The sequence below is a fragment of the Salipiger sp. PrR003 genome (genome assembly GCF_010500785.1).
GTDB classification, from domain to species: domain Bacteria; phylum Pseudomonadota; class Alphaproteobacteria; order Rhodobacterales; family Rhodobacteraceae; genus Salipiger; species Salipiger pacificus_A.
In genome coordinates this window covers 1-26,055 of the sequence record NZ_JAAGOV010000045.1, presented here as the reverse complement: position 1 = coordinate 26,055, position 26,055 = coordinate 1, and the positions used below count along the sequence as shown (strand labels likewise).

23 protein-coding genes and 2 pseudogenes are annotated in these 26,055 nt (G+C 61.7%); 14 read left to right on the top strand and 11 right to left on the bottom strand.

Annotation, left to right across the window (positions count from 1 at the left end; translation table 11 throughout):
- Positions 1–680 precede the first annotated feature (680 nt).
- Positions 681–1,085, top strand: a complete 405-nt coding sequence (locus tag G0D83_RS16575) for a single-stranded DNA-binding protein (protein WP_008335991.1) — start codon at positions 681–683, stop codon at positions 1,083–1,085.
- Between the two features lie 103 nt (positions 1,086–1,188).
- On the opposite strand, the gene G0D83_RS16570 is transcribed toward G0D83_RS16575, so the two are convergent.
- Complete coding sequence (locus G0D83_RS16570; protein ID WP_143093134.1) at positions 1,189–2,262, bottom strand: hypothetical protein; 1,074 nt, start codon at positions 2,260–2,262, stop codon at positions 1,189–1,191.
- Between the two features lie 236 nt (positions 2,263–2,498).
- On the opposite strand from G0D83_RS16570, the pseudogene G0D83_RS32780 reads away from it, so the two are divergent.
- A pseudogene (locus G0D83_RS32780) lies at positions 2,499–2,624 on the top strand (DUF932 domain-containing protein); the annotation flags it as partial.
- A gap of 121 nt (positions 2,625–2,745) precedes the next feature.
- On the opposite strand, the gene istB reads toward G0D83_RS32780, so the two are convergent.
- Positions 2,746–3,510, bottom strand: coding sequence for an IS21-like element helper ATPase IstB (gene istB / locus G0D83_RS16560; RefSeq protein WP_066111331.1), 765 nt, complete (start codon positions 3,508–3,510; stop codon positions 2,746–2,748).
- Positions 3,507–4,952 carry an IS21 family transposase gene (gene istA, locus G0D83_RS16555; RefSeq protein WP_203594891.1) on the bottom strand — a complete coding sequence of 482 codons (1,446 nt, stop codon included), beginning with the start codon at positions 4,950–4,952 and terminating at the stop codon, positions 3,507–3,509. Before istA ends, istB begins: the two co-directional genes overlap by 4 nt.
- 303 nt (positions 4,953–5,255) lie before the next feature.
- On the opposite strand from istA, the pseudogene G0D83_RS16550 reads away from it, so the two are divergent.
- From G0D83_RS16550 to G0D83_RS16535, 4 genes and pseudogenes are all read left to right on the top strand, one after another.
- Positions 5,256–8,438, top strand: a pseudogene (locus tag G0D83_RS16550) (strawberry notch family protein); the annotation flags it as partial.
- Positions 8,439–8,441: 3 nt separating this feature from the next.
- Complete coding sequence (locus tag G0D83_RS16545; protein WP_074646426.1) at positions 8,442–9,473, top strand: toprim domain-containing protein; 1,032 nt, start codon at positions 8,442–8,444, stop codon at positions 9,471–9,473.
- A gap of 362 nt (positions 9,474–9,835) precedes the next feature.
- The gene (locus tag G0D83_RS16540; RefSeq protein WP_009574188.1) at positions 9,836–10,768 is read left to right on the top strand and encodes a DUF2493 domain-containing protein; all 933 of its coding nucleotides are present in this window, start codon (positions 9,836–9,838) and stop codon (positions 10,766–10,768) included.
- An 84-nt stretch (positions 10,769–10,852) separates the two neighbouring features.
- The gene (locus G0D83_RS16535; RefSeq protein ID WP_074646427.1) at positions 10,853–11,125 is read left to right on the top strand and encodes a WGR domain-containing protein; all 273 of its coding nucleotides are present in this window, start codon (positions 10,853–10,855) and stop codon (positions 11,123–11,125) included.
- A gap of 261 nt (positions 11,126–11,386) precedes the next feature.
- Here G0D83_RS16535 and G0D83_RS16530 read toward each other — a convergent pair whose 3' ends face one another.
- Genes G0D83_RS16530 through G0D83_RS16520 form a run of 3 tightly spaced genes read right to left on the bottom strand, consistent with a single transcriptional unit; the run spans position 11,387 to position 13,162 of the window.
- Positions 11,387–12,175 (bottom strand): ImmA/IrrE family metallo-endopeptidase, encoded by a 789-nt coding sequence (locus G0D83_RS16530; RefSeq protein WP_009574185.1) that lies wholly within the window; start codon positions 12,173–12,175, stop codon positions 11,387–11,389.
- Positions 12,172–12,585, bottom strand: a complete 414-nt coding sequence (locus G0D83_RS16525; protein WP_074646428.1) for a hypothetical protein — start codon at positions 12,583–12,585, stop codon at positions 12,172–12,174. The genes G0D83_RS16530 and G0D83_RS16525 overlap by 4 nt, the downstream gene beginning before the upstream one ends.
- Positions 12,572–13,162 carry a hypothetical protein gene (locus G0D83_RS16520; RefSeq protein WP_009574182.1) on the bottom strand — a complete coding sequence of 197 codons (591 nt, stop codon included), beginning with the start codon at positions 13,160–13,162 and terminating at the stop codon, positions 12,572–12,574. Before G0D83_RS16520 ends, G0D83_RS16525 begins: the two co-directional genes overlap by 14 nt.
- 162 nt (positions 13,163–13,324) lie before the next feature.
- Here G0D83_RS16520 and G0D83_RS16515 point away from each other — a divergent pair, with 162 nt between their 5' ends.
- From G0D83_RS16515 to G0D83_RS16495, 5 genes are all read left to right on the top strand, one after another.
- Entirely contained in the window at positions 13,325–13,864 is a 540-nt protein-coding gene (locus G0D83_RS16515; RefSeq protein WP_051130673.1) for a multiubiquitin domain-containing protein, read from the top strand.
- Complete coding sequence (locus tag G0D83_RS16510; protein ID WP_040403102.1) at positions 13,861–14,241, top strand: E2/UBC family protein; 381 nt, start codon at positions 13,861–13,863, stop codon at positions 14,239–14,241. Before G0D83_RS16515 ends, G0D83_RS16510 begins: the two co-directional genes overlap by 4 nt.
- On the top strand, positions 14,238–15,647 hold the full coding sequence (locus G0D83_RS16505) for a ThiF family adenylyltransferase (protein ID WP_009574181.1): 1,410 nt from the start codon (positions 14,238–14,240) through the stop codon (positions 15,645–15,647). The genes G0D83_RS16510 and G0D83_RS16505 overlap by 4 nt, the downstream gene beginning before the upstream one ends.
- 5 nt (positions 15,648–15,652) lie before the next feature.
- Positions 15,653–16,012 carry a DUF6527 family protein gene (locus G0D83_RS16500; protein ID WP_226946310.1) on the top strand — a complete coding sequence of 120 codons (360 nt, stop codon included), beginning with the start codon at positions 15,653–15,655 and terminating at the stop codon, positions 16,010–16,012.
- 82 nt (positions 16,013–16,094) lie between these two features.
- Positions 16,095–16,781, top strand: coding sequence for a helix-turn-helix domain-containing protein (locus G0D83_RS16495; RefSeq protein ID WP_040403100.1), 687 nt, complete (start codon positions 16,095–16,097; stop codon positions 16,779–16,781).
- Between the two features lie 81 nt (positions 16,782–16,862).
- On the opposite strand, the gene G0D83_RS16490 is transcribed toward G0D83_RS16495, so the two are convergent.
- The 5 genes from G0D83_RS16490 to G0D83_RS16470 form a co-directional block, all read right to left on the bottom strand.
- A complete protein-coding gene (locus G0D83_RS16490; RefSeq protein WP_009574178.1) occupies positions 16,863–17,318 on the bottom strand; it encodes a hypothetical protein in 456 nt (151 codons plus the stop codon).
- Positions 17,319–17,501: 183 nt separating this feature from the next.
- A complete protein-coding gene (locus G0D83_RS16485) occupies positions 17,502–18,614 on the bottom strand; it encodes a Fic family protein (protein ID WP_007803314.1) in 1,113 nt (370 codons plus the stop codon).
- Positions 18,615–18,734: 120 nt separating this feature from the next.
- Complete coding sequence (locus G0D83_RS16480; RefSeq protein WP_043754644.1) at positions 18,735–18,974, bottom strand: hypothetical protein; 240 nt, start codon at positions 18,972–18,974, stop codon at positions 18,735–18,737.
- A gap of 161 nt (positions 18,975–19,135) precedes the next feature.
- A complete protein-coding gene (locus G0D83_RS16475; protein WP_040545943.1) occupies positions 19,136–19,777 on the bottom strand; it encodes a hypothetical protein in 642 nt (213 codons plus the stop codon).
- A 10-nt stretch (positions 19,778–19,787) separates the two neighbouring features.
- A complete protein-coding gene (locus G0D83_RS16470) occupies positions 19,788–20,507 on the bottom strand; it encodes a ParA family protein (RefSeq protein WP_007803318.1) in 720 nt (239 codons plus the stop codon).
- A 576-nt stretch (positions 20,508–21,083) separates the two neighbouring features.
- On the opposite strand from G0D83_RS16470, the gene mobC reads away from it, so the two are divergent.
- Genes mobC through G0D83_RS16455 form a run of 3 tightly spaced genes read left to right on the top strand, consistent with a single transcriptional unit; the run spans position 21,084 to position 25,930 of the window.
- Positions 21,084–21,647, top strand: coding sequence for a plasmid mobilization relaxosome protein MobC (gene mobC, locus G0D83_RS16465; RefSeq protein ID WP_007803319.1), 564 nt, complete (start codon positions 21,084–21,086; stop codon positions 21,645–21,647).
- Positions 21,634–23,982 (top strand): relaxase/mobilization nuclease domain-containing protein, encoded by a 2,349-nt coding sequence (locus G0D83_RS16460; RefSeq protein WP_007803321.1) that lies wholly within the window; start codon positions 21,634–21,636, stop codon positions 23,980–23,982. Before mobC ends, G0D83_RS16460 begins: the two co-directional genes overlap by 14 nt.
- The gene (locus G0D83_RS16455; RefSeq protein WP_040545947.1) at positions 23,975–25,930 is read left to right on the top strand and encodes a type IV secretory system conjugative DNA transfer family protein; all 1,956 of its coding nucleotides are present in this window, start codon (positions 23,975–23,977) and stop codon (positions 25,928–25,930) included. The genes G0D83_RS16460 and G0D83_RS16455 overlap by 8 nt, the downstream gene beginning before the upstream one ends.
- The last annotated feature ends 125 nt before the right edge of the window (positions 25,931–26,055 follow it).

Sequence of the window (26,055 nt, the reverse complement as noted above, 5' to 3'; positions counted from 1 at the left end):
TTCGGCCGTGACCTGACCAGGTCGGCGCCAAGAGCTCAGGGAGCCGGAAATCCAACAATGTTGGCGCAAAGCGGTATCCGCTCTCCCCGATCAGCTCGGCCAGGAAGTGGCCCATACCATGGCGATGGCTTCCGCCTTCGCGCAACCTTTCGCCATCTGCCAATCCAAGACCGTGAAGAATGCCCCGGCGACTTCCTTCTGCATTTTCTGTCCGCGTTAAGCGACAACGTCCCGAGATCCCACTCAGCTAGTGGGTGCGGTCCGTGTCCTGAATATTCCGGTATCGATAGCCTGTCGCGGCAAGGCCCTGCATTTCCCAGCGGGGAAGGGCAGGGGGGCGAGAGCCGGTGATGGACACTTGCGCCGCTGGTGGGGAGTTGGGCTTTGGGTCAAACAGTCCCGATTGGCAAGGGGACATGGTCTAGCAAGGGCTCCCCGCATCTCTCTGTCTTCTGGGCCATCCCTTCGACTGACAATCCCCTAATCCCGTTCGGGCTCTCGCGCGCAACCCCGCGTCAGTCCGGGCCGTGTTGGCCGCCTTTGGCGTCCTGCCCGCTCCACCCCGGTCCTTTGGGGGTTTCCGGTGTCCATGCTGTCCACCGTGCACGCGTCACCCGACGGGCTTTTTCAGGGTCTTGTCGAAGGGACGGTCCCGAAGACAGGACACACAGGAGCTTATCATGCAGAACATCGTCATCCTCGCCGGCAACATCGGTCAGACCCCCGAAGTCCGCACCACCCAGAGCGGCACCAAGATCACCAACTTCAGCCTCGCCACCTCGCGCCCCCGCCTCTCGGAAGGCCGTGTGATGCGCGACGAGAACGGCTACCGGGTCATGGACACCGAATGGCACCGCATCACCTGCTTCAACGGTCTCGGCAAGACGGTCGCTGAGCATTGCGAAAAGGGCATGAAGGTCCTCGTCCACGGCCGCATCCACTACACCAAGTGGATCGACAGCATGGGGAACGACCGCTACGGCTGCGAGATCATTGCCGAGAAGGTCGACTTCCTGAGCCGCCCGAAGTCGGCCGAGAACGAAAACCCCGAACTGGTCGACCGCGACGATGAGATCCCGTTCTGAGGAACGGGGTCTCCCCCCCTCAGGCCCGGCGGGGAAACCCGCCGGGTTCGCTGCACTGCTACAATGTAGCTTCGAGCCCACTTTGGCCGATGATGCAATGCAGCTATCTGCCGAGCAGTGCACGCATTAACGGGTTCGTCATGGCAATGTCGGGCATGCTTTCCGGTCGGTATGGAATATTGAATTTGATCAGGTCGTCGGACTCGCGCGACGCTTCGACACCAATGCTCTCAGCCATGTCCTCTAAGATATCGCCGATTGCCTCGAAGGCATCCAAATTCTTCCATCTCCCAAACTCGTTCCAAAGCGCCTCCTGCATTTCAATCAAGCGTTCGTAGAACGGAGAAAACCACCCAAACTCAGCCTCATCGGTGAGAGCAGGCGGATGCGTTTCTGGGGTTTCCTGCGCTGCTGCAGCACCCACAAAGTAAGATGAATACTTCAGCAGATCGCCGAGCTTCCCATATACTTCCCCTACAATCTGCCCAACATCCCCGTGGGTCCGATATGCCTTAATCAGCTCACAGCATTGGCCCCTGGTATCGCCCAACACCTTGACCAAGGTTTCGAGGTAACCCTCTACGGGATCATCTCCAATGGAGCCGGCGATGCGGCATACAGCATACTCATCCCACGTTGCCAGAATAACCTGCCAGCGCATGTTATCTAGGATATTGCTGTGTGTTTTCTGAAGAAGAAACCCGGGGAACGACTTGTCAAATGCTGCTGTCACCTCCACATGCGCGCATTCGTGTGCAATTAGGTGAAGTGATTGCCAAAAGTATTCGGTTTCCTCCCCAGGTCCTTCTAGGATGCTGAGCGCGTAGTTCGCGTTAAGTACTAGATGCGTTTTGATCACACCGTCGCGAATTACCGTGGGCGCCATTGCAACACCGATGGCGACACCTTTGGTGGCGGTGAGTGTGTAGGTTGTCTCATATCCACGATCAAGATCAGCCAGTGCTTCGTCGTAGTCGAAGGCGACCGTCACGCCATCCAGGTTAGTTAGGTCGATGGATTGACTGATGACGCTGAGAACGGAATGCAACTTGTACATCGCCTCCTTGGCGTAGTCCTCGTCTGGAAACATTCTGGCGGAAAACTGAAGGTCGCTCGGAATCGTAATGCCTTGTGGCAGTTCGTCGGTCTTGCCCTCTTCATCCTGCAACTTGCTCACCTTTCACCCCCTAAGTCTGAGATTCCCACGCACATCTAGAGATGGACACATACTGCGCTGGAACAACCGAATCTGGGTAGGAAATTCGGCGATTGCGCAATCGCAGCGAGCGCCCGCTTCGTCCCGCATTGCCGCCGCTCGTGCCTCTTTTGAAGAGTGAGAGAAAGGCTGATTGCTTTCGCGACAGGTTAAAGGCTGGGAGAGTGGCTCCCGGCGCCTGTCGCGGAGGAATGCCGATGGGCGTTGTGGAAGTTCTGGATCCGGTACAGCCGACGCGGGCTGGTGGCTGGAAGGTGGATGTGAGCCGGGGTGAGCGGAACGGGCGGGTGTCGTCCGAATGGTTCAACCGGCCCGATGACGAGTGTCAACGGCGGAGCAAAAACCGGCCACGGGGCGGCGCAAAAGCAGGCCACTTTCTTGCGCGCTTGAGCCCGCCGGGAGGGCGTAGCCCGAGCGGCGGGCTCAAGCGCGCGTTGCGGTTTTCTATGGGGTCTGGCCGGCGTTTCGGGCCCGACTTTGCGCGAGCCTGTAGCTCTCGCCATTCATCTCGAGGATGTTGACGTGGTGGGTCAGGCGGTCGAGCAGAGCGCCGGTCAGCCGCTCTGTTCCGAAGGTCTCGGTCCATTCGTCGAACGGCAGGTTGCTGGTGATGAGCGTGGCGCCCCGCTCGTAGCGTTGCGAGATCATCTCGAAGAGTAGCTCGGCGCCGGTCTTTGACAGAGGCACGAAGCCCAGCTCATCGATGATGAGCAGTTTGACCGAGGCCAGCTGCTTCTGGAGCCGCAGGAGGCGGCGCTCGTCGCGGGCTTCCATCAACTCGTTGACCAGTGCCGCGGCCGTAGTGAAGCTGACCGACATTCCTTTCTGACAAGCGGCCAGTCCCAGCCCCAGAGCAACATGCGTCTTGCCCGTGCCACTCGGTCCGAGCGCAATGACGTTTTCGCGCCGCTCGATCCATTCGCAACGGGCGAGATCCAGTACCTGCATCTTGTTGAGCTTCGGGATCGCCTTGAAGTCGAAGCTGTCCAGGCTCTTCTTGGCGGGGAACTTTGCAGCCTTGATCCGGCGTTCGATCATCCGTCCCTCGCGGTCGATCAGTTCCAGTTCGACCAGTCGGGCGAGGAACTGGACGTGGTCCAGGCCCTCGGCTGCACATTGGCGCGCCAGCTTCTCGTGCTCCCGCAAGAAGGTCGGGAGCTTCAGCGTCTTCAGGTGATGAGCAAGCAGGATCTGCGGCGCACCGGTCATGCCGCGTCTCCCGACAGCAGAGACATGTAGCTGGCCGCCGAGGTGGTCCCCACGTTGGCCCGCGGCAGGTAGGGATAGACGTCGAGATCAAGCTTCGGTGGCCGCCTCTCGACGTGGCACAGCACGAGGTGTTTGACAGCGTCGAAGCCGACCGCCCCCAGCTTCAGCGCTTTCTTCACCGCGGCATGCACGTCGGCGAGTTCGAAGGTCTCGAGAAGGCGCAACACCTGCACGTACTCGCGGCGGCCCATCTTCTGCATCCGCGCCTCCATGAGGCGGCGCAGGGTCTCGAACTCAACTGGAAGGCCCCAGCCCGCCAAGGGGGCGGCCTGATCCAGGGCATTGATCTTCTTCTCGAGCAGCGGCAGGTAATGGATCGGGTCGAAGATCATGTCCTCGCGCGCATAGCACCGCGGGTGCCGGGCGATGACCTCGCCGCGACAGCCGATCACGACCTGATCAACATAGCCGCGCACCCAAACATCCCGATGCCCATAAGCAACCGGCACCGAGTAATCGTTGGTGCCGTACCGAACGAGAGATTGAGAGCTGACCCGGGCGCTGACCTGCTCGCAGGCGTCGAACGGCGTTCCTGGCAGGGCTCTTAGCTCCGCCAGATCGCGTTGCAGCCGTGCGCCGATCGTCTCGGCCTCGCCCCGCAAGACGTCGCGCTGGCGCTTGCGGCACCGGACTTCGAGATCAGCGTTGAAAGCTTCCCAACTGGCAAAGCGCGGGACGGGAACCATGAAGTTCCGCCGCGAATATCCCACGAGCCCTTCGGCGTTGCCCTTGTCATTGCCTTTGCCCGGTCGCCCGTAGCGGTCGCGAAACAGGTAGTGCGACTGCAACCCACTGAACAGCGTGGCGCGCCGACGTGTCCCGTCAGGCAGGATCTTCGAGACCAGGCAGCGGTCATTGTCATAAAGCACCGACAGCGGCACGCCTCCGAAGAAAGCGAAGGCGTGGACATGGCCATCCATCCAGGCCTCCGCCGTCGCTGCGGGGTAGGCTCGCACGAAACACGCGTCGCTCTGCGGCAGATCCATGACGAAGAAATGAGCCTTCTGTTCGACGCCATCGATGACAACGACCGCTTCGCCGAAATCCGCCTGCGCATGCCCCGAAGGATGCGCCAGCGGCACGAACATCTCCTGTCCACGCCGCTGGCGCTCCCGAACGTAGTCCTTGATGATCGTGTAGCCGCCGGTGAACCCATGCTCATCACGAAGCCGGTCGAAGATGCGCTTGGCGGTGTGCCGCTGCTTGCGATGCACCGTCTTGTCGCCATCGAGCCACGCGTCGATGATCTCGGTAAACCCGTCCAGCTTTGGCCGCTTGATCGGCGCCGTTCGCCGATAGCCAGGCGGCACCGAGAACGCCAAGGCCTTCTCCACCGTATCACGAGAGATGTTGAAATGGGCTGCTGCCGCACGCTTGCTCATGCCGTCGGCGCAGGCCAGACGAACCTTTCGATATAACTCCACGGTATAGATCTCCACGCCCTCCCTGCCGCCGCAAGAAGAGCAAAGTGGCCGGTTTTTACGCCGCCCGCAGCAGGACTATCCCGCCGCCACCGTGGACTAATTTTGCACCGCCGTTCTCATCCGGGAAATTCTCACCTCACCACCCGCAAACCCGTCCGCCGACCGCACGCGACCTCTGCAGCCAATCCGGCGAAGCCTGAAACCCAGACTGAGGCCGAGGACCTAAACTACGCACTCCGCGACGCCGCCGAGGACGAAGACGCCGCACGGCTGTCCGATGCGATCTACGAGACCTTCCGTCTGCAGGCTATCGACATCCCAGACGCCGCATCGCACCCGACCAAGCTTGTGCAATCGGCGGCCATGGCCTCTGTCGCACCGCCGAAACCCACGTACCGCCCCAAGCTGCCCCCGGCCGTCCTGCGCGACGGCCTGCTGTCCGACGCGCAGCTCGAGACCGTCATCTACGCGGGCGAGGCGCATGGCGCGCATCTCACTGGGTCTTGGACCGTCGATGAGACCGGAGACGTGGTCTCCGCTGCACCGGACGATGCCGCTGACGCCGTCCGCTTCCGCCGCGGCTTCTTCCTCGGCGATGGCACCGGGGCGGGAAAGGGCCGTCAGTCGGCCGGGATTCTGCTCGACAACTGGGCCCGAGGAAGACGCAAGGCGCTCTGGATCTCGAAGAGCGACAAGCTTCTGGAGGATGCGCAGCGCGACTGGTCGGCGCTTGGCCAGGAGCGGCTTCTGGTGACGCCGCTGTCGCGTTTCGCACAAGGGCGCGACATCCCTCTGACCGAGGGCATTCTCTTCACCACCTATGCGACGCTGCGCTCGGAAGAACGGGGGGCCAAGAAATCCCGCGTTGAACAGATCGTCGACTGGCTCGGGACGGATTTTGACGGGGTGATCATCTTCGACGAAAGCCATGCCATGGCCAATGCCGCCGGGGGCAAAGGCGAGCGGGGCGATACCATGGCATCGCAGCAGGGCAGGGCGGGTCTGCGCCTGCAGCACAAACTTCCGAATGCCCGCGTGGTCTATGTCTCGGCCACGGGCGCGACGACGGTCCACAACCTTGCCTATGCTCAGCGTCTCGGGCTCTGGGGCGGGGAGGATTTCCCCTTTCAGACCCGGTCGGAATTCGTGGAAGCCATTGAGGCTGGCGGGGTCGCGGCGATGGAGGTTCTGGCCCGCGACCTCCGGGCGCTCGGCCTCTACACAGCGCGGTCGCTTTCCTATGACGGTGTCGAATACGAGATGCTGGAACATGCTCTTAGCTCCGAGCAGCGCGGCATTTACGATGCCTATGCCGGGGCCTTCGCCATCATTCACAACAACCTGACCGCGGCGTTGGAGGCGGCGAACATTTCTGGCGCGGCCGACGGGCCGAGCGGGTCGGGCACGCTGAACCGCCAGGCGAAATCCGCTGCGCGGTCAGCCTTCGAGTCAGCCAAGCAGCGCTTCTTCGGCCATTTGCTCACCTCGATGAAGACCCCCATGCTTATCGCATCCATCGATGCAGATATGGCTGCGGGTCACGCGGCGGTCATCCAGATCGTCTCGACGGGTGAGGCACTGATGGAACGCCGCCTGTCGGAGATTCCGACCGAGGAGTGGAACGACATCCGGGTCGACATCACGCCCAGGGAATACGTTCTGGACTACCTCGCCCATTCCTTCCCGGTGCAGCTCTACGAGCCTTTCACCGACAGCGAGGGTAACCTCTCGTCGCGCCCCGTCACGCGCGACGGCCAACCGGTGGAGTGCCGCGAAGCCGTCCGCCGTCGTGACGCGCTGATCGAGAAACTGGCTTCGCTTCCGCCGGTGCCGGGTGCACTCGACCAGATCGTCCAGCGCTTCGGCACGGATCTCGTGGCCGAAGTCACGGGGCGCTCGCGGCGCATCGTGCGGAAGGGCGAAGGGCATTCGGCACGGCTCGTGGTGGAGAACCGGGCTGGAGCCGCGAACCTCGCGGAAACCCAAGCCTTCATGGATGACGAAAAGCGTATCCTGATCTTCTCGGATGCCGGCGGCACCGGGCGCAGCTATCACGCCGATCTCGCGGCGAAGAACCAGCGCCTGCGGGTCCACTACCTCCTGGAGCCCGGCTGGAAGGCAGACGCGGCGATTCAGGGCCTCGGGCGCACCAACCGCACCAATCAGGCGCAGCCGCCGCTCTTTCGGCCGGTCGCCACCGATGTGAAGGCGGAAAAGCGGTTCCTGTCGACCATTGCGCGACGTCTCGACACGCTTGGCGCTATAACGCGCGGCCAGCGCCAGACCGGCGGGCAAGGGCTGTTCCGGCCCGAAGACAACCTCGAGTCGCCCTACGCCCGCGACGCCCTGCGCCAGCTTTACCGCCGCATCTATCGCGGCGATCTGGCCGGATGTTCGCTCGGGGCTTTCGAGGATGCGACCGGGCTCAGCCTGACCGATGAAAACGGGCTGAAGGATGACCTGCCGCCGATCACGACCTTCCTCAATCGCCTGCTGGCGCTGACGATCGACATGCAGGCCGTGCTGTTCGCGGGTTTCGAAGAACTCCTCGATCAGCGAATTGAGGGCGCCATCGCCGCCGGGGTCTATGATCTCGGGCTCGAGACACTCCGTGCCGAGAGCTTCCGGGTGACCGACGTACAGGTCATCTACACCCATCCGGGCTCCGGCGCGGAAACCCAGCTGCTGACCATCGCGGAAAAGCGCCGCAACACGCCTACCGCGCTCGCGGATGCGCTGGACTGGCTCGATGACCCGAAGGCACGCTTGCTGGTCAACAGCCGCTCGGGTCGGGCTGCAGTGCAGGTGCCCGCCACCAGCCTGATGCTCGATGATGGCACCATCGAGCCGCGCCTGCGCCTGATCCGCCCGCTTGATGCCAGCACGGTCCCGGCCAAGGTCATGGAGGACACCCACTGGCTCGAGGCCGACCGCGCGGCCTTCACTGCGGCGTGGACTGCGGAACTGGCCGAGGTGCCGGAGTTTTCGGTCTCCACACTGCACATCGTGGCAGGTCTGCTGCTGCCGATCTGGAAGCAGCTCCCCCAGGATGAAACCCGCGTCTACCGCCTGCAGACCGATGACGGTCAGCGCATCATCGGTCGACGAGTCTCGCCTGCCTGGGTCGCGACCACGCTGGCCGCCGATGCGCCCAAGCTCTCGGCCGCGCAGGTCCATGCCCTCGTTCTGGAGGGAAAGACTGTGGTGCGCTTGGCCGAAGGGATGGAGTTGCACCGCTCCCGTGTCATGGGCGTGAACCGGATCGAACTCTCGGGCTTCTCGGAGGCCGCCAAGGATCGGCTCAAGGCCGATGGCTTCTTCTCGGAGATCATCAGCTGGAAGCTTCGGCTGTTTTGCCCGACCGACGCCGATGGCATCGAGATACTGGATCGTCTGCTTGCACGTTGTCCTGTCGCAAGGCTACATGATCGCGGAGGTTGTTGACCCATGTATTCCGAGACCGAAGACCTCGTGCGCGATCTGGCTGAAAATGCCGAAGGCGTCTGTCGTGCCTACCTTCCCGCCGGACGGCGGGAAGGATCCTACTGGATCGTCGGCGATCTGCAGAACAACCCCGGCCGGTCGCTCTTCGTGCGGTTGACGGGCCCTGCGTCGGGACCAGGGGCAGCGGGCAAGTTTACGGATGGGGCCACAGGCGAGCATGGCGATCTCTTGGACATCATCCGCGCCCGGATGGGGATCACGCGCTTCCCCGACCTTCTCGCCGAGGCCCGAGCGCATCTTGGCCGTCCGCAGCCGGTCGTCCCGGATAGGCAAGAGCCGAGGAAGGCCAAGGCGCTCGGTGGCACTCCTGCGGCGGCGGCGCGTTTGTTCGCTGCCTCGAACCCGATCACAGGCACGCTTGCTGAGACCTACCTCCGTTCCCGAGGCATCACCCAATTCGGGGCGAACGGCGCCTTACGCTTCCACCCGAAGTGCTGGCATCGGGAAGAGGGGCAGACCCGGAACATCCCCAGACCGGCGATGATCGCGGCGGTTACCGATGGGGCAGGGGCCGTTCAGGGCGTGCATCGCACCTGGTTGGCCGCTGACGGGCAGGGGAAGGCGGCAGTGAAGCCAGAGCGTCGGGCTATGGGTCACCTCCTCGGCAATGCTGTCAGGCTGACCCCGCAGGATGACATCCTCGTCATCGGCGAAGGCATCGAGACCATGCTGTCCCTGTCCGAGGCAATCCCAGGTCTGCCCGTCTGGGCGGCGCTCTCGTCGGGACACCTCGGGGCGGTTCTGCTGCCGGAGGGGCTCCAGCGCCTCTACATCGCCATCGATCGCGATCCGGCCGGGCATCGCGCGGCAGAGAAGTTGAGCGCCAGAGCCTCCGAGGTCGGGGTGCACGTGCGCGTGCTGGAGCCGCGGCTCGGGGATTTCAACGATGATCTTCGGGCAAACGGCAAGGACGCGCTGCGCCAGCATCTGGCGGGTCAGATCGGGCCAGAGGATCGGCATCGCCTGCCCAGCTGAGCTGCATCGCGCAGGGGGGGCTGGGAGTACGGGGAAGGGGGCTGCATCCCAGTCGTGGCTTTGGATCGTCGTCCTCACCCCATCCCGGGCCTTCCGCATCCACCCGTCACCCGAGCGGCCTTCAAGAGATGGGCAGGCCGTCAAAGCAGTTGCCCCTGCAAGGTCGGAAGGGAAGCTATTTCCGCCGGCGGCAAAGCCGCCTTTGCATCGCGAGACAAATAGCTTCCCTGCCGACCTCCTCCACGTTGTTCCGGCCCCGGTGAAGCCGGGGTGAAGGGGCAACCGCCCCGACGGCTCGGGTCTGCCCATGAAGGCCGCGCGGGATGACGCGCGGACGAGACAGGCCCGGAGGCAAGAAACCGATGACGATCCACACCCACGACGACGCGTATGAACCCGCCCATAGCGCATCCCAGACCGCCCATGCGCTCGACGAGCTCCAGCTCTACGGCTATCGCCCCTTTGACGGGCCCGATCCGCGCCCGATGCCCGATGGGCAGCGCCTCGCCGTCGCCGTCGCCGACATCTTCGACGCCCTCGTCGCGACCCTGGAAGACACCCGTATGGAACCCGACCTCGAAGAGGTGCTCTGGGGCCAGGTCAACCTCTTCCACCGCGCCACGGCCCGGATCGAGCGGACGCTCGATGAGAACGAGCAGGCGCAGCGCCGCCTCCAGCGCGAGCAGGACGGCTCCGAAGTGAAGTCCGTCGAACTCGAGCGCCTGACGGCCGAAGGCCTGACTCTCGTTGAACGGCGCAACTGCATGGACATGATGCGCGATCACGCCGCCACCGAGTTCGTCCATCACACGGGATCGACCTGGCGCCCCCGCACCGGATCAATCGTGAACCGCCAGCACATGACCGCCGCTCTGATCGACAGCCGCGATTTCCTGGCCGCCAAGCGCCGCGCCGAGACCGAAGTGATGCTGCCCGCTGGTCCCAAGGTCGCCCTCACCGGCGGGACCGATTTCAACGATCACCGCCTGATCTGGGGCAAGCTCGACCAGGTCCGGACCAAGTATCCCGACATGGTCCTCCTGCACGGTGGCAGCCCCAAAGGCGCAGAGCTCATCGCCGCCAAATGGGCCGAGGCTCGCAGCGTGACGCAGGTGGCCTTCAAGCCCGACTGGACCAAGCACGCCAAGGCAGCGCCCTTCAAGCGCAACGACGCGATGCTGGATGTGCTCCCGGTCGGGGTCCTCGTCTTCCCCGGAACCGGTATCCAGGAAAACCTCGCCGACAAGGCCAAGAAGCTCGGCATCCCGGTCATGAAGTTCGAGAAGGGGGCGTGAGCCCTCTCTTTCTTTTCGGGACAGAACAATGTGGAAACGTCGAAGAGCGCTTGATATTGTGGTCTGGAGAGAGGCGCCAACAACATGTTCGACACGTCGCAGCAAATGGAAGTGTTCCCGACAACGGTCGATCTCAAGCGGATCGACCCGTCTCTCAACATGCGGCGCTTCTATCGAATGAGCGTTCAGCCGGACCTGTTTGGCGGCGCATGCCTTGTGCGGGAATGGGGCCGTATCGGGCTTCGAGGGCAGATGCTAATCGAACAGCATGATGACGAGGGCAGGGCGGTCAACGCTCTGATGAAGCTGTCGGCGACGAAGAAGCGGCGGGGCTACAAATTATTGGGCGAAATTTGAAGAAGCGGCCCGATGCAGCCACTGACTTTGAACTCAAACGCTGCACGGTCATTTCCCAAGAGATGTATTGCTTTGAAGCGATACGCGAAAGGCTGTGAACGTGAAGCGCAAGCCGACCAAGCACGTGATCTAGAGCAGGAGCGGCAGGTGTACGAACGCATGCTTGGGAGACAGTCTGAGGCATCTCGTCAATACAGCGTGGGTAAATTTAAGTCAGCTTGAGCACTTGCTGGGTGAAGAAGCTATTGAAGTTGTGAATTTTTATCGCGCCATCATGTATTCGCTCTTCAGGACCAGCAAGGTCATGACCTCGTCGTCACCCACACGGAACGACTGCTCAGCAAGCTCATACCGATCGGCGCCCTCTGTATCGAACCAGGTGTCCGCGTCCATAAGAGACAGCGAGATGTCGTCCCGGGCTCCCTTGTGCAGGATATCGTGAGCGTTGCTCTGCGGGTCAAGTGTTCGACGCAGGAACCATCGCTCCCCGACGCTCTTCGATCTCTTGAACCAGTTGAGGCCGCCGCGGCTGTAAGAGGCCAGGAGGCTCGGCTCGAAATCCAGATCCACCAAGCGATACGCCATGGCCGTCTTGCTGACAGAAAAGGCGTCCGAAAGAAGACGGACGGTGCGCATATCGAATTTCTTGAAGTCATTCAGAGCGCTCTTGAGCATGAACTCCGGCATCAACAGCTCTGAGGCGAACCGGTTGGCGCCCTTCTCTCGGGACATTCCTCGTTCCCGCCCCTTGCTACCCCCGATATCCTCTTTTGCACAAAACAGATGTTCTCCCCTGTGCCATTCCCAGTGCCCCAGTTCGTGTGCGAGGGAGAACCTCTGGCGCCGTAGATTTCCATGCGCGTCATTCACGGCGATTATCGCGCGGCCGACGTCAGCTCGACCATGGATGCAAGCCTCACATCCGTCCATTTCCCGGTAGTCAACCTTGGCACCTTGAAGCCAGGCAATGGCTTCAAGGTTGATGTCTTCCGGTCGCTTCAGGCGCAAAGCCTGGAGGATCTCCTCAGCACGACGCGGAGAATGAGTCATTCTTCATCGCCGTTTTTGTCAGGCCAAGCGTCATCGTCGAACAGGTCTTCCAAGTCCTTCTCGATCCCTTTTCTGTCTCTCTCCGACAGCTTCTTTCCATGACGAGCGGCCACCGTATCGGGCATGAAGTTGCCAGGCCTGTTCGCAGGCCTGCGTTGAGCCATGGAGACGACATTTTGGTCGCGCGTTGCACGATCTTGCTCAGCTGCGGCCTTGGCTTCCTTCATTGCCATTTCGGCGACCTCGTCTTTCGCGGTCTCCAGCCAAGCTCTCATGCGATCACCGAAAGCAGCAATGTCCTCCCCGGCCTCTTCAGCCTCTTTTCGAATATCCTCGTCTGAAGCGTTCGTGATAGCTTCGTCGATTTCCTCCGCCAGGCGATCTTGAAAGGTTTTCTTATCCTTCGCCATTGAGCATCTCTTTCATTTCCGGGTGTGCGTTGCGTGTCCTTTTGACCCGCTGCACCACCGTGTTGTATTCCCTTTCATTCCAGTCGAGGCCCGTCATGATCTCGGACTTCGATTGCCCTTCCTCCAGAGCCAGGAGGTATAGCTGTGAATCGTCATCACCCTCGAAGAGCGCCATGAAGCGGGCCATAAATTCTTTCTCGAAGAGCTGCCCTTCTTGGTTGCACGACGAGGCAATGTCCTTCGCGGCCTCCATGTCTTTGTCGGCGTTCTTGCGAAACCCGATCTTAGGCCGCTCCGATGCAATGCTCCGCATCACGCCGGAGAGAAAGTCCATAAGTGCAACACCTTTGGGCCATTGGCGTGTCCCGGTGATCTCACTTTTCATCACCCTCATGACGGCCTCTTGAAGGACCTCCTCCTCGTCGCCGACTCGGTTGTTCCGAATGCACCAGTTACGCGCCTTCTGAAGGAGCTTTCTGAGTGCGACATCATCGCGGAAGAGAAGGTCCAGTTCGTCAGTGAATTCCTTGAGGGTATTGAACTCTTGGGGTGTGTCTTTCGCCATGCCAATCGCCATCTTCGCTGCTCTTAATATACATATGCGCACGCAGCGACCTATCGCAGTCAAGAAAATTCAAAAAAATATTAAGGCTACGAACGCGAACACTCTTGTGCCGCGCATACACCATTGATGGCGCCTGCTGCGGGCGTCGAGCAGACAAGAAAAGGATTTGCTGCCATGACTACCGAACAGATGGAAATCGAAGATCTCCAGGCCGCCCTGAAGGCCGGCCGCAAGCCCCGCGACCACGGACCCTACAAGGTCAAAGTCGGCGACCACGACCTGAAGTTCACCGACGCCGTCATCGACGATCCGACGCCCACCGGCCGCCAGATCATCGAGGGGGCCGACTTCCGTAAGGCCGAGGAACACCTCGTGTTCCAGGTGCTGCGCAACGGTGAACTTGAAGAACTGCGCCTCGAGGAAACCACGGATCTGCGCCCTGGCCAGGTCGAGCGCTTCCTGGTCTTCCCGAGCGCGGAATCCTTCCGCTTCGACATCGATGGCAAACGCCTCGAGTGGGGCCACAAGGTCATCAGCGGGCGCGTGCTCAAGAAGCTGGCCGGGGTCGATCCCGCGAAGTTCGCCGTCTGGCAGGTGATCCCCGGCAAGGATGACATCCTGGTCGGCGACACCGATCTGATCTGCCTCGCGGATGCTGGCCTGGAGCACTTCTTCACCGGCGTGCCCCAGACCACGGAAGGGGGTGCGGCATGAGCCTCCTCCCCCGTCAGGATCGCCTCTACCTCGAGGGTCGCGGCATCACCGTTCGCGAGGTCATCGAAGGCGGAAAGAAGGGCGTGATCCTCACCGGGATCACGCTGCCGGAAGGCAAGTATCAGGTCGCCCAGGTGGATATCCTGATCCTGCTGCCGCCCTCGTATCCCGAGGTCGCCCCCGACATGTTCTACGCCGTGCCGCATCTGAAGCTCCTTGCCGGCCAGCGTGAGCCCCGCTGCACGCAGGCACGCCAGGCCTTTGATGGCCAGAACTGGCAGCGCTGGTCTCGCCATAACAACCAGTGGCGTCCCGGCACCGACGGCATCTGGACCATGCTGAAGCGGGTCGAAGAGGCCCTGGAGGTGGCGGCATGAAGCGCAGCGACATCACCCTCCACGCCCGTCACCGCGACAAGCTGCAGGCGCTGCTCGCGCACCCCCGTGGGCACGAGGGCGCCGCCTACATGCTGCTCGGCAAAAGCGAGATCGCGCAGGACCCCTGGGACCTCGAGCCGCGGACCCGTTACACCTCCTACGAGGTCATCGCGATCCCGCAGGAGGACCGCGTCGATGCCAGCGACAAGCACGTCACCTGGAATACCAACTCCTTCGCCCAGCTCTGTCGCCGGGCCAAGGAGGAAGGCCTGGTGCCGGCGATCGTTCATAGTCACCCGGGAGGCTTCGACGGTTTCTCGGACCAGGACGATCGCAACGAGCGCGACCTCTTCACCATGGCTCGGAACCGTAACGGCGAGGGGACACGCTTGGTGAGCGTCGTGCAAGTCGGTGACGGCCTCTACCGGGCACGGGTCTGGGAAGACGACATGGCACCCTTGCCCTGTCACCGCGTGACCGTCATCGGCATTCGGCTCGAGATCCAGTCGACCGACGTGCCGACCCCGTCGGAAGCCTTGGCCCGGCAGGCACTGGCCTTCGGGCCGGAGGTCAACGGACTCCTCAAACAGCTCTCCGTTGCCGTGGTCGGCTGCGGCGGCACCGGCAGCCCGGTGGTCCATCTCCTCGCTCGCCTCGGCGTGGGGCGCATCTTGGTCATCGACGATGACGTGGTCGAGCATTCCAACCTGAACCGCCTGTATGGCGCGACCCGAAAGGATGCCGAAAACGCGGTGCCCAAGGTCGACGTCATGGCGCGCGAGGTGACGATGATGGGCCTCGACGTCGAGATCCGGTCGATGAACGGCTGGGTGGATGCGCCGCATATCCGTGACGCGCTGAAATCCTGCGACGTCATCTTCGGATGCACGGACGATCACGCCGGGCGCCTCTACCTGAACCGCGTGGCGCACTTCTACCTGATCCCGGTCATCGATGTCGGGCTGGTCCTCATGCCCCGTGACGATGGTGAGCCCGGCCTCCTCGAGATGGCCGCGCGGGTCAGCGTGCTGTTTCCCACGTCGGCGTGCCACGGCTGCCGCGGCACAGTCGATCGCGTCAGGGCTCGCGAGGAGGACCTCCAGCGATCGGACCCCGCCGAATATGAACGGCAGAAGACCGAAGCCTACGTCCGCGGCGGAGGTAATCCCGCGCCGGCCGTCGTGACCTTCACCTCCGAGGCCGCCACCATGGCAGTGAACGAACTTCTTGCCGGTCTCGTCGACTTCCGCGGCGGCGGTGGATGGACATGGCAACGCTATCGCAAGCTCGACAAGGGTTTAGAGCGTTCGCAGGCGGCGCAGCCCCGGTCCGACTGCCCGGTCTGCGGCAGCGAGGAATACTGGGGTCTCGGCGACATCGATCCGTTCCTGGATCGCATCGGGTGAGCGGGATGATGATCGACATTCTGCGGAAGAGCCTCGAGCTCTTCCGCCTCATTCCACGAAGTGATCTGCTTGCCAGGGTAACACCCACACACCCGACGCCGGATCAGATCGTGCCGGGGGAGATGACCATCGTGCGCGATGGCGTCGACAAATGGGCCTGCTTCCACTGCCCTGGTGGGTGCGGCGAGACCATCAAACTGTCCCTCAGCAAGAACCGGAGGCCCAGGTGGACGGCCATGTCAGACTGGCTGAGGCGCCCGACCATCTCGCCGTCGGTCCGCCAGACGAACGAATGCCGGTGTCACTTCTGGATCCGGCAGGGGCGGATTGACTGGTGCAAGGACAGCGGCCCCGGGGCGGGATAACAGTCGAGCGTTCGGGTTGCGTTCGGGGCCCCCCCAGAGCCGGCGTGCCATGCTATTCCTGTCAGCAACATGGAGTGATCTGATGGAAACGATGGAACGAGACGCCGAGTATATCGCCAACCAGTGCAAGTATATCCGCAAGATGTTCTCTCTAACCCAGGAGAACCTTGCGGACACCTCCGGGTTGACGGTCCGCACGATCCAGAAGGTGGAAAGCGGACGGCACGTGCCCGAGGTGCAGACCTTGCGAAGCCTCGCGCGCGGCCTCGGGTTCGACATCAAGGTCTTCTCCAAGCCCACCCCCGAGGAGGAGAAGCGCCAGCAGGAAGAAATGGAGCGCGCGCTGAAAAAGACGGTGCTTGTGCCCACGTCCCCCATCAGGAAGCCCAACGACTTCTATTCCCGTAACCGCGAATGGCACGGGCTCCTGATCAACGCCGGCGCGGTGGAGGCCGGCAATGCCCTCGAACTGACTGCCGCGATTTCGGACTGGATGACCGATCTGGACGGGATCTGGGATATGAGCAGCGCCGGCCAGCGGCTTGAGTATTCGGCCGCGATCTCTGCGCTGTGTCTCGAGTTGGAGGGCCTCGGATATCTCATGCACTTCGGTCACTTCCGACAGCAGCACATGCACGACAAGGGGATGATCCTGGATATCGGGATGATCACCTTTCTTCCGAAGGCCGGCCACGACGGCGTCCGCTACGGCATCGTCACCCTGGAAGACCCGTGGGAGGTTCCAGAACAGGATCGCCCCAAGCTGTGATTTGTTCTCGACGGGCCTCTCTGTCTGGTCATGACCATCATCTGCACGTCTGTCGCAGGCCTGGCCATATCGGCCGGGCCTCTACTTTTCAGAGCTGACCGTCATGAGACGACAGGCGAGCTCACGGTCGCCCCATCGGGCCGCGAAGGCCTCGCTTGTCGAGAACCAGCCGCCATCGTCGCCCTGGCCGTGGTTGGCCCCCATACAGGAACACTGGCACTCATGGCCGATGGCGTTCATGCAGGCCGGAGCGCAGATCTCCTGCTCCCGGTAGGGTTGGATGACATAGATCAGGCCCCAGCGGCGAAGACAGCGGTTCACGAGGTCATTGAACCATGCCTTGGGACTCTCCCAGCATCCCAGTGCCGAGTTCCAGCTTGGCCGGATACGCCGGCCATTCCTGAGCCAGGCATAGTTGTCGTCCGCATAAGGAAGGCGGACCCTGACCCGTTCGCCCTTGCCGTCACGGCGAAGCGCGACAGGGATTGTCTTCTGGTTCCATGCCGCCTTCAGGCGGCCTTCGTCCTGTATCGTCATGCTCGTTGCAGCTCAAACAGGCTGAATCCGGGGAAGCATTCTCAATAAAGCGCTACTTGGAGCTATTTTACCGCGCTGGTTTTTTCAGATTCTTAGCTAGCCCGATTCAAATATCAATAGGGCAAAAAAATTACATAAAACGAATTATCGGATTTTTTATAAATTGTTGTTTTCATGCAATTTTTATTCACTCCAGTCGAGTTTCAACCAGTATCGCGTGTGCCTCCGCTCGCCGGTTCGAGCGAGCACGCCCTTCTCGACCAGATCCTGCAGATCGCGGGTCGCGGTCGCGCGTGAGGTTCCGGTGATCTTGAGGTAGTTGTCGGCGCTGAGGCCGCCTTTGAAACCGCCAGGGCCTTCCCGCAACATTCGAGCGATGGCCTTGGCCTGGCGTTCGTTCAAGTGGTCTCTGTGACGATCGTAGAAGTGTGCCTTGCTGATGAAGAAGCCGACGCGGTCGAGTGTTGCCTGTTGGGCTTTCAAGACAACTTCCGCGAACCAGACGAGCCAATCGGTCACATCGAGCGTTTTTTGATGCTGCTCGAGCTGGTCGTAGTATGCCTTGCGCTGCTTCTCGATGGTGAAGGCGAGCGAGATGAGGGTCGGCTGGCCAATATTCTGCGCCAGCGACTTTTCAGCGAGGGCGCGACCCAAGCGTCCGTTGCCGTCTTCGAATGGGTGGATGCTCTCGAAATAGAGGTGGCTTAGCCCTGCGCGCGTCAGCGCTGGAAGCGGCTCTGCTCCCCCCGGCCCGGTCTTGTTGTACCAATCCGCGTATCGCTCCATCTCAGGCATGACCCGCTCCGAGGGCGGCGCTTCGAAATGGATCGTGGGCCGGTCAAGGCGGCCGGAAACGATTTGCATCGCCTCGGCGTGTTGTCGGTAGGCCCCGATGGTTTCCAACCGACTGTCATGGGACAGGAGCATTCGATGCCAGCGGTACAGCGTCTCATGGGTCAGCGGCTCTGCAAAACTGGAATAGACGTCGACCATCATTTCCGCGACGCCCTGTTCGCGCGGTTTGGCAGGGTAGCTGTCCGGATCGAGGCCCAGATGGCGGCGCAACGAAGACTGGACACTGAGCCGGTCGAGGATTTCACCCTCGATGGCGCTCGTCTGCATTGCTTCCTCGCTGAGCAGTTCGATGCGGAGTTGCTCGCGCTCCGGCTGGCTGACATGATGGACCGCGCCGAGGATTTCTCCGGACGACAGCAGGAACGTCTGCTCAAACGGCTCCAGCGCGGAGGCGTCATACCGGAAATCCGGCCAATCAGGCAGCGTCCAGTTCCAAGCCATGAGTTATAGATATCCTTTCTATAACTCACAGATAGATCACTTTTGAGGCATAGAAGTCAACTCTATCGCTCAAAGGACCTGCGGGATGGGATGACCCACAAACCGACGCGAGGCCTTGAGCTAGGCCTTTTCAAGGTGCGTCAGATCTTGCTGACGCGGTCTGGGGGTCTTCGGATCGACTGGGTTCTGTTCCGTCGCTTGAATGAATGGTTCATAGCGAACGTCCGCCATGGCGCCGTCGAACCAGGCAGGCTGCACGTCGCCATTGTTCCATTGGTACAGGTAGCCAACCAGATTTTCAGATGTCTTGCAGAGGATGCGCATGATCGGTTCGCCAGTCAGGCGGGGCTTCGTGTTCATAATGCGTTCCTCCTAAATGGACCTCGTAACTCGTCACCACTGAGGTCTGAAAATCTATATGACGCTCAATAGCGCCACGTTTTCCGCAACTGCAAGGCGAGCTTCTGCCGTTGGGCGAAAATCCACCGGCGAAATGCAAGTTATCTTTTCAGATAGATCTCTTACGGTGTGTGCTGCTCATGCGGCGATGCAGCGCGAACGGCAATTTCTTCCAAGATTTTGTCGATCTCGCCCCATATGCGTGGTTCCACTTGGCCGCGGATCAGAGCCCATTTACTCAAGACGTCGAGGGGGTCGTGGTCCCGAAGGAGCATACCCAGGCTGGCCGCATCGACTGCCAGTGATGTCCGGGCCTGCCACTGCGTGTTTCGAGTGCGCCGCTCCTCAGCAATTGGCGCGAAGACCGGCGACAGTTGCCAGCCTTTGACTGCACGGCGCAGGGCGGCACGCACCACATGTGCCGGCTCAACACCACAAGTTTCCAGCGCTGCTTCCTGTCGTTCGAGTGCGTTGACCCTGATGTCGATCTTCCGGGTCGGGCTCAAAGCTCGTGCCGAAACGGGAGCTCTCAGGCTGGTATGCGGGTCAGAGCTTTCCGCGGTGACTTGGTGCGGCGCCACGGCACTTTTCGGCGCACGCTCTGACTCGTGCCGATCAGCGCCAACGTCAGCGACTGGGGTGCCTGTCTTTGTTGCTGTGACCTGTACCTCTTCCTCCTTCTCGGGAACCTCGCGGTCACCCTGTTGCAGGGTGGCGGCGTAGGCTGGGTCGGGCCTAGTGATGGTCGGGATCTTCTTGCGCAATCGACTGTCCTCACGCAGCAAGAATGTTGTTGAGAATGTCCGTCGCCTCCTCAAGCGCCTCGACGACATGACGTACATGTGGACGCATAAGGGGGTTCGGATCGGATTGCTTTTCCAGCGCCAAGGCGTGGAGAAGCCCCTTCTGATCCATCTCCTTGTAAGTGTTTCGTCGCATCATGACGGTCTCAATCACCGGAAAACGGGTGAGCGCTTCTTCAATCAGGGCGGCGTCAGCACGGGTCGTTTTCGGGTCGACCATGTTGAGGACGACGTGGTGGCGCGGAAGGCTGGAGGGGTCGTCAACACGGGATTTCAGTTTCTCAAACCAATCAGAAGTCTGCGCTCCGACATCGAAATCAGACGTCGACAGCATGACGGGCGTCACGATGTGGTCCGCAAGCACCGCAATGCCGTCTGACCATTCGGCACCGACCCCTGCGGTATCGATGAAGATGAAGTCTGCCGTGCCTGCCATGTAGACCTGATTGATCTGATCCTCGACACCCGCCACGCTTTCGACGGTGACCGAGCAGAGAAGCGGCGAACTCAGCCCACCGGTTTCCGCCCGAGCATGCCAGGCACCGAGTACTCTCGTGCTGTCCGTGTCGATCAACATCACTCTGCGTCCGGCGGCGATCGCGGCGCTGATCAAGGCGCGCGAAAGCGTCGTTTTTCCACTGCCCCCTTTCCGGGCCATCGCTGCGATCACCACAAGATTTTCGTTCGGCATTCTGATCCTCCGCAAAAATAGTGAATCGCAACGATAATACCCAAATGTCGCTAAACGCATGAGGCGGAGGGGTCAAGCAGAAGTCGGGATGCGACCCGCGTTTGGCATGCAGCGGGCGGCGTTGTGCGATGACCGTGCGACGTCTGCCGTGGCGCCATCAGCATTCGCCGCGGGGCATCACACACCCTCCAAGTGTCGGGATACGCTTGGCGATGCGCTTCGGACAGAATGCAGGTGACGGTTAGCGCGCTCCAGACGACGGGAGGCAGTCTCGCGTATGTCGTTCTGCGGGTGACGCGAGCCGGTTAGCACGCAGCAAAACCCGTCTTGCGGGGTGCAAGAGACGGGGCGCGAAAGACGCGATGCGCGATGCGGAGACCGCATCGCGTGGTGCAATGAGCGCGACGCGCGATCCATTTGACAAAGGACGGAAAATCGCCCCTGCAGGGCGATTTTCTACATTGAGTACAAGCCCTTATGGTCGACTCCACTTGCGTTGGGAGTCGGCGGGCTTGTACGAAGTTGGCAAGAAATAGGAACGTTAACTTCAAAATGCCCCGCCGCCGCAGACTGTCAGTGATCGAACGATCGACCATCTCCCAAGAGCGCCGGAACGGCGTCTCCGCGGTGTCGTTGGCAGCCCGCTACGATGTCAGCCTGAAGACGATCTACAACGTGGTGAACCACTGGGATGAGCGTCAGACAGCGAACGGCAGCCGATCGCGGGTTGTGGGGATCCGGGTCTCGGACGACGACCTGCGCCGGTTCGACGCGGCGCTGTCGCGGCGCGGGATTGCGCACCGCTCGGATGCCATGCGCCGCCTGATGCTGGCGGCCGAAGGTGTTTTCCTGCCCGACGACGAGATGTGTGACGAGTTGCGCAACCTCGGCGCCGCGCTCAACCGGGTCGGCAACAACGTGAACCAGATCGCGCGACGTCTGAACGAGGCCAAGGTGCGGGGCGAGAGACTGTCCTACCCGGCCTCAAGTCACCGTGACGTCCGCGCCCTTGCGGGTCTGGTCTTCGATCTGGCCGACCAGGTCCAGGAGATGTCGCGTGCGCGGCGCAGCGTGCTGGACCTTGAGATCAGCTCTGCCCTGGCGGGCCTCGCCGAGAGGAATGAGAATGGCGCGGAGTGACCGGGTCCGTGGCATCGACCCGGCGCTATTTGACCGCGGCTGGAGCCGAGTTTCGGGATCCTGGCAGGGGCTTTCCAGGGGCGCGCAGATGGTTCGGGCCGCGCGCGGCTATTCGCCAGCGATCTTCAAGGCTATCTCGAAAGGGGGCTGTCACACCGGGGCGCAGCTACGGGCTCAGCTCACATATCTCACAACAAAGTCGACCCATATCCTCGACAGTCGCGGCACCCATGACGGGAAGAAGCAGCTCTCGGAAGCCGAGATCAACCGAGTGGCGCGGCGGTTCGAGAACCAGTGGAACGAGCGCTACAGCCCCAAGCTTGGCCATACGTCGCATCTGCTGATGGCATTCCCGGTTGGGACCAGGGGTGAAGAGGTGCGCGATATCACCCAGGCGGTCTGCGAGAAGTTCTTTCAAGGTGAGGGGTCGCAATTCGACTATATTGCTGCAATACACCAAGATCGCGCGCATCCACATGCGCATATTGTTCTGAACCGCCGCAGCAAGGATGGCGAAATGTTCTTTCTCGGGAAGGATCATCACTTCAACTACGACGCCTTTCGCGAGGCGATGGTCGAGGCGGCCCGGGTTCATGGGATCCGCCTTGAGGCGACGCGTCGTCTGGATCGCGGCGTCACGACCTACCGCGCCGAGATCGATGAAATCTACAAGGCTCGCGACGAAGGTCGTCCCCCAGTTGAGCGCCAGAGAACCGGCGCGGACCTGGGGGCCGCTCTGGAAACCGTCAGGCACAAGGCGTTGATCTACCGTGGGCTCGCGGCGGAGGCGTCACGTTCGAATTTCGACGACGTGGCCGAAGCGCTCGAGCGGGCCAGCACCATCCTTGCCAGTGGCGGTCAGATGCAAGCTGACGGAGCCATCTACATGTCCCAAGACGAAGCAGCGTTCGACACGCTGATCACCGAGTTTTCTCAGAACATTCGCCAGATCGAGGCGGCGATCGACAGGGCGCCGGCGGCCGAGAGGCCGGTGATCGAGCGCAAGCTGACCGACGTTCTGGCCTCGGTCGCGCATTTGAACCCGCTCGGGGATCGCTCCGCCGCCCTGGTCGATGCTCCGTCCCGGGACGGCATCTATGCAAGGCCAAACGCCAGTGAAGATCACCTCGCGCGTCTTGACGATGGAGAGGTGGCACCAAAGCTGGCCGAAGCGTTGCAAGGCACGGGCATCGATGCCGAGGCTGTGGCCGCGCGCCTGCGGGAGGGGGCAGGCAATGCCGCATTGGAGCGCCAGTGGCTGGCACAGGATCTGCAGGGGATTGCCAAAGCAAGCGACCTCGATCTGGAGAAATCTGCGGACCGGGAAGACGCGCTCGACCGGCTGGAAGCCGTGCATGTTCGGCTGGGCGATGTTTTGACCGATGTACGCGTCCTGCGCGCGCCAACCGAGGTCGACGAGGTGGATGACGCTGAGGCAGCGCTTGGTGAACGGTTGACGACACCTGGGAGTGATCTCGCGCAAGATGGGTCCGACATCTTTGCCCCATCGGAGCGGCAGGCGTTCAGAGCGCTGGTGGCGCAGTTCCGCCGGACGGATTTCGATCATCCGTTCTTCGACGACCCGTCCGTCCGGCGGGCAGGTGCCGTGGAGGTTGAAGAGGCCCGCGCCGCGTTCGACGTCTACGCGCAGAAATCGCCGCAACATGCCGAACTGGCCTCAATGGCCTGGGAACAGATCACCGACAGTCGAATGCCGCCGCAATATGCGGTATCCGAGCAGGACCGCACGCTTCATGCTGGCGACATGGACCTCGCCTTGCGGGATCCTTCGGATCATCTCGGTCCGATTGCCGAAGAGCTCCGCACCCTCGCCCGCTATCGCACGGAGATGCCGGATGATGAATTCGGGAAGGCCGTCCAGGACGAAATCAATCACCTTCGTTCGCTAGGCGCGTCGCGTGCCTATATCAGCGAGCGCAGTTTCGAGATCGAGGACCAGGCGCGACAAGACTACGCCGAGCGCCGGTATCTGGAAGAGACAGCGCCAACCGTCATGGCCTTTGTGCGAAACGCCGACGTCGAGGGCCCGCTCTCCGAGTCAGAGCAGCAGGACATCGTCCGGCAGATAAACGAGCGACTAAGCCACGACGCAATCGACGCGCTGCGGGCCGGTAACGCGGACGTCCTGGACACATTCACCGAGGATCCGCTGCGCCAGCTGGAACTCGCCAAGACCTATCTCCAGAGCAGCGAGGTCACTGCGCACGGCCCGGCGATGGAGCGCGTTCTCGATGCATTGGCGGAAGAACAGATAGAGGCGCAGCGCGCACGCCACGCTGCGGCAGATGGCGAGAAGGGGATCACCCATGGATAAAGGCAAGATTGCCTTAGGAGTGTTGAGCCTCGTGCTGGTCGGTCTCGCCATGGGCTATGTCGTGGCGACCGGCTTTGTCATGTTCCGCTATGGGCTTTCTCCCACCCGTTTCGACGTCACCCTGCTTGCCCGCGAATATCGGGGTCTGTCTCAGTCTGCACCGAAAGACTTCCTCTGGGTGAACCTCATCCTTGGCAGCTTCGGCCTGGCATCGCTGATGCTGAGCGTCACGCTTCTGGGGGATGCATTGACCCGCTTCGGGACGACGCATTGGCAGACCCGCAGCGAGATGAACAGGAACGGTTTCTTTGCCAAGCCCGACGGTGGCTTCCTTCTGGGCAAGCTCGGCTCCCCGAAATCCAAGCGCCCGTTCCTAGTCTCAAAAACCTTCCCCCACGCGCTGATCGTGGCGCCTACAGGCCGGGGCAAGGGCGTGGGGTTCGTGATCCCGAACCTGCTGACCTACAAGGGCTCCGCCGTGGTGCTCGACGTGAAAGGCGAGAACTTCCGCGAGACCTCGCGCTTCCGCGCCAGCATGGGGGACAAGGTTTTCCGCTTCGCGCCGACCGACTGGGACCGACCAACACATCGCTATAATCCGCTGGCGCGCATTGCTGCCATGACCAACCCCGACCGGCAGCAGATGGAGCTTAAACTCACCGCGAAGCTCTTCCTGCAGACCGACAACGAAAAGCTGAGCGGCCTTCTCGCAGGCGGTATCGACTTGTTCGTGGCGGCCGGTCTTCTGGCCTTCGAGCGCGGCGTGCCGACCATCGGCGAGATCTACCGCATCACCGCCTCGGGGGGCGACAAGCAGAAGGAATATCTGAAGCGTTCGCAGGAGGTGAAGAACACCTCGGCCAAACTGATCTTCGAGCGTATGGCCTCGACCAACAACGACACCCTCACCTCCTACCTCTCGCTTCTCATGACATCGGGTCTCGACACCTGGGACAACCGCGCGATCGACGCGGCCACCGCGACCTCTGACTTTTCCTTCCGGGATATCCGCCGTCGCCCACATGCGATCTATCTTGCGGTCGAATCCGAGATGATCCGCCCGCTTGCCCCGCTGATCCGCCTCTTCTTCTCGGACCTGATCGCCTCGCTGCAAGCACAGGAACCCGGCGATGACGAGCCCTGGCCGGTGATGATCATGCTCGACGAGTTTGACCGGCTCGGGAAAATGCCAATCGTCGCCGAAAGCATAAAGACGCTGCGCTCCTTCGGCGGCAACCTCGCCATCGTGACCCAGACGATCCCGGCGCTGGACGAGATCTATGGTGAAAACACCCGCAGGTCGCTGCAGGGCGGCGCCGGGGTAAAGCTCTACCTCACCCCGTCCGAGCAGAAGACCATCGAGGAATTGAGCCAGGCTGTCGGCAAGACCACCAAGCGTGTGGTGACCCGCTCCCGTGCTGTTGGACGCAATCCATTCGAAGGGCGCAGCGTCTCGGAGAGGACAGAAGATACCCCGCTCCTGACCGAGGATGAGGCCCGACGCATGGACCTCGACGAGGTCATCCTCGTGATCGACGCGCAGATGCCGATCCGGGCAAGAAGGGTGAAGTATTTCGAGGACCCGGCGTTGAAGGTTCTGCACGCCTGTCAATCGGGAAGCTTCCCATATCCGGACGAGGACGGCCTGCGGCGGGATCGGCAGATGTCTGAGACCCGGGAAACGGTGGAGAGGTTGAAGCAAGAACTGCAGGAAGTGCGGGCGGCTGCGGGACCGCGGGAAGTCGGCCACAATGTGCCTAACGCATCGAAAACTGACCCTGTCAGCGCAGCGAAGGCCCGCGGCCGCGCGGCTCGTGCTGCTGCAAGCGGAGGTGGCCAAGGTCAACTGTCGCTTGATGTTGAGGGCCTAGGTATCACGAACACAGACCGGACAACGCTTGCTTCGGCAGTTCAGACAACGAGAGCTATCATCGCGGAGCACGGATGAGTTTCGCAGGAGTTGACGTTCATTCTCCTCGCGGCGAATGTAACTGAAGAGCCCACTTTGACCGATGCTGCGTAAAGGATGTATCGCTGCTTTCGAGGGCGGTAGAAAACCTGCTTGATCGCAGC

What these genes read in the sequence shown, in the direction of transcription:
- G0D83_RS16480 (WP_043754644.1), bottom strand. Translation starts at nt 18,974, where the DNA reads ATGAACACGAAGCCCCGCCTGACTGGCGAACCGATCATGCGCATCCTC.
- G0D83_RS16485 (WP_007803314.1), bottom strand. Translation starts at nt 18,614, where the DNA reads ATGGCTTGGAACTGGACGCTGCCTGATTGGCCGGATTTCCGGTATGAC.
- G0D83_RS16455 (WP_040545947.1), top strand. Translation starts at nt 23,975, where the DNA reads ATGGATAAAGGCAAGATTGCCTTAGGAGTGTTGAGCCTCGTGCTGGTC.
- G0D83_RS16520 (WP_009574182.1), bottom strand. Translation starts at nt 13,162, where the DNA reads ATGGCGATTGGCATGGCGAAAGACACACCCCAAGAGTTCAATACCCTC.
- G0D83_RS16460 (WP_007803321.1), top strand. Translation starts at nt 21,634, where the DNA reads ATGGCGCGGAGTGACCGGGTCCGTGGCATCGACCCGGCGCTATTTGAC.
- G0D83_RS16525 (WP_074646428.1), bottom strand. Translation starts at nt 12,585, where the DNA reads ATGGCGAAGGATAAGAAAACCTTTCAAGATCGCCTGGCGGAGGAAATC.
- G0D83_RS16545 (WP_074646426.1), top strand. Translation starts at nt 8,442, where the DNA reads ATGTATTCCGAGACCGAAGACCTCGTGCGCGATCTGGCTGAAAATGCC.
- G0D83_RS16495 (WP_040403100.1), top strand. Translation starts at nt 16,095, where the DNA reads ATGGAAACGATGGAACGAGACGCCGAGTATATCGCCAACCAGTGCAAG.
- G0D83_RS16505 (WP_009574181.1), top strand. Translation starts at nt 14,238, where the DNA reads ATGAAGCGCAGCGACATCACCCTCCACGCCCGTCACCGCGACAAGCTG.
- istA (WP_203594891.1), bottom strand. Translation starts at nt 4,952, where the DNA reads ATGAGCAAGCGTGCGGCAGCAGCCCATTTCAACATCTCTCGTGATACG.
- G0D83_RS16490 (WP_009574178.1), bottom strand. Translation starts at nt 17,318, where the DNA reads ATGACGATACAGGACGAAGGCCGCCTGAAGGCGGCATGGAACCAGAAG.
- G0D83_RS16470 (WP_007803318.1), bottom strand. Translation starts at nt 20,507, where the DNA reads ATGCCGAACGAAAATCTTGTGGTGATCGCAGCGATGGCCCGGAAAGGG.
- G0D83_RS16540 (WP_009574188.1), top strand. Translation starts at nt 9,836, where the DNA reads ATGACGATCCACACCCACGACGACGCGTATGAACCCGCCCATAGCGCA.
- G0D83_RS16515 (WP_051130673.1), top strand. Translation starts at nt 13,325, where the DNA reads ATGACTACCGAACAGATGGAAATCGAAGATCTCCAGGCCGCCCTGAAG.
- G0D83_RS16535 (WP_074646427.1), top strand. Translation starts at nt 10,853, where the DNA reads ATGTTCGACACGTCGCAGCAAATGGAAGTGTTCCCGACAACGGTCGAT.
- istB (WP_066111331.1), bottom strand. Translation starts at nt 3,510, where the DNA reads ATGACCGGTGCGCCGCAGATCCTGCTTGCTCATCACCTGAAGACGCTG.
- G0D83_RS16530 (WP_009574185.1), bottom strand. Translation starts at nt 12,175, where the DNA reads ATGACTCATTCTCCGCGTCGTGCTGAGGAGATCCTCCAGGCTTTGCGC.
- G0D83_RS16510 (WP_040403102.1), top strand. Translation starts at nt 13,861, where the DNA reads ATGAGCCTCCTCCCCCGTCAGGATCGCCTCTACCTCGAGGGTCGCGGC.
- G0D83_RS16500 (WP_226946310.1), top strand. Translation starts at nt 15,653, where the DNA reads ATGATGATCGACATTCTGCGGAAGAGCCTCGAGCTCTTCCGCCTCATT.
- G0D83_RS16575 (WP_008335991.1), top strand. Translation starts at nt 681, where the DNA reads ATGCAGAACATCGTCATCCTCGCCGGCAACATCGGTCAGACCCCCGAA.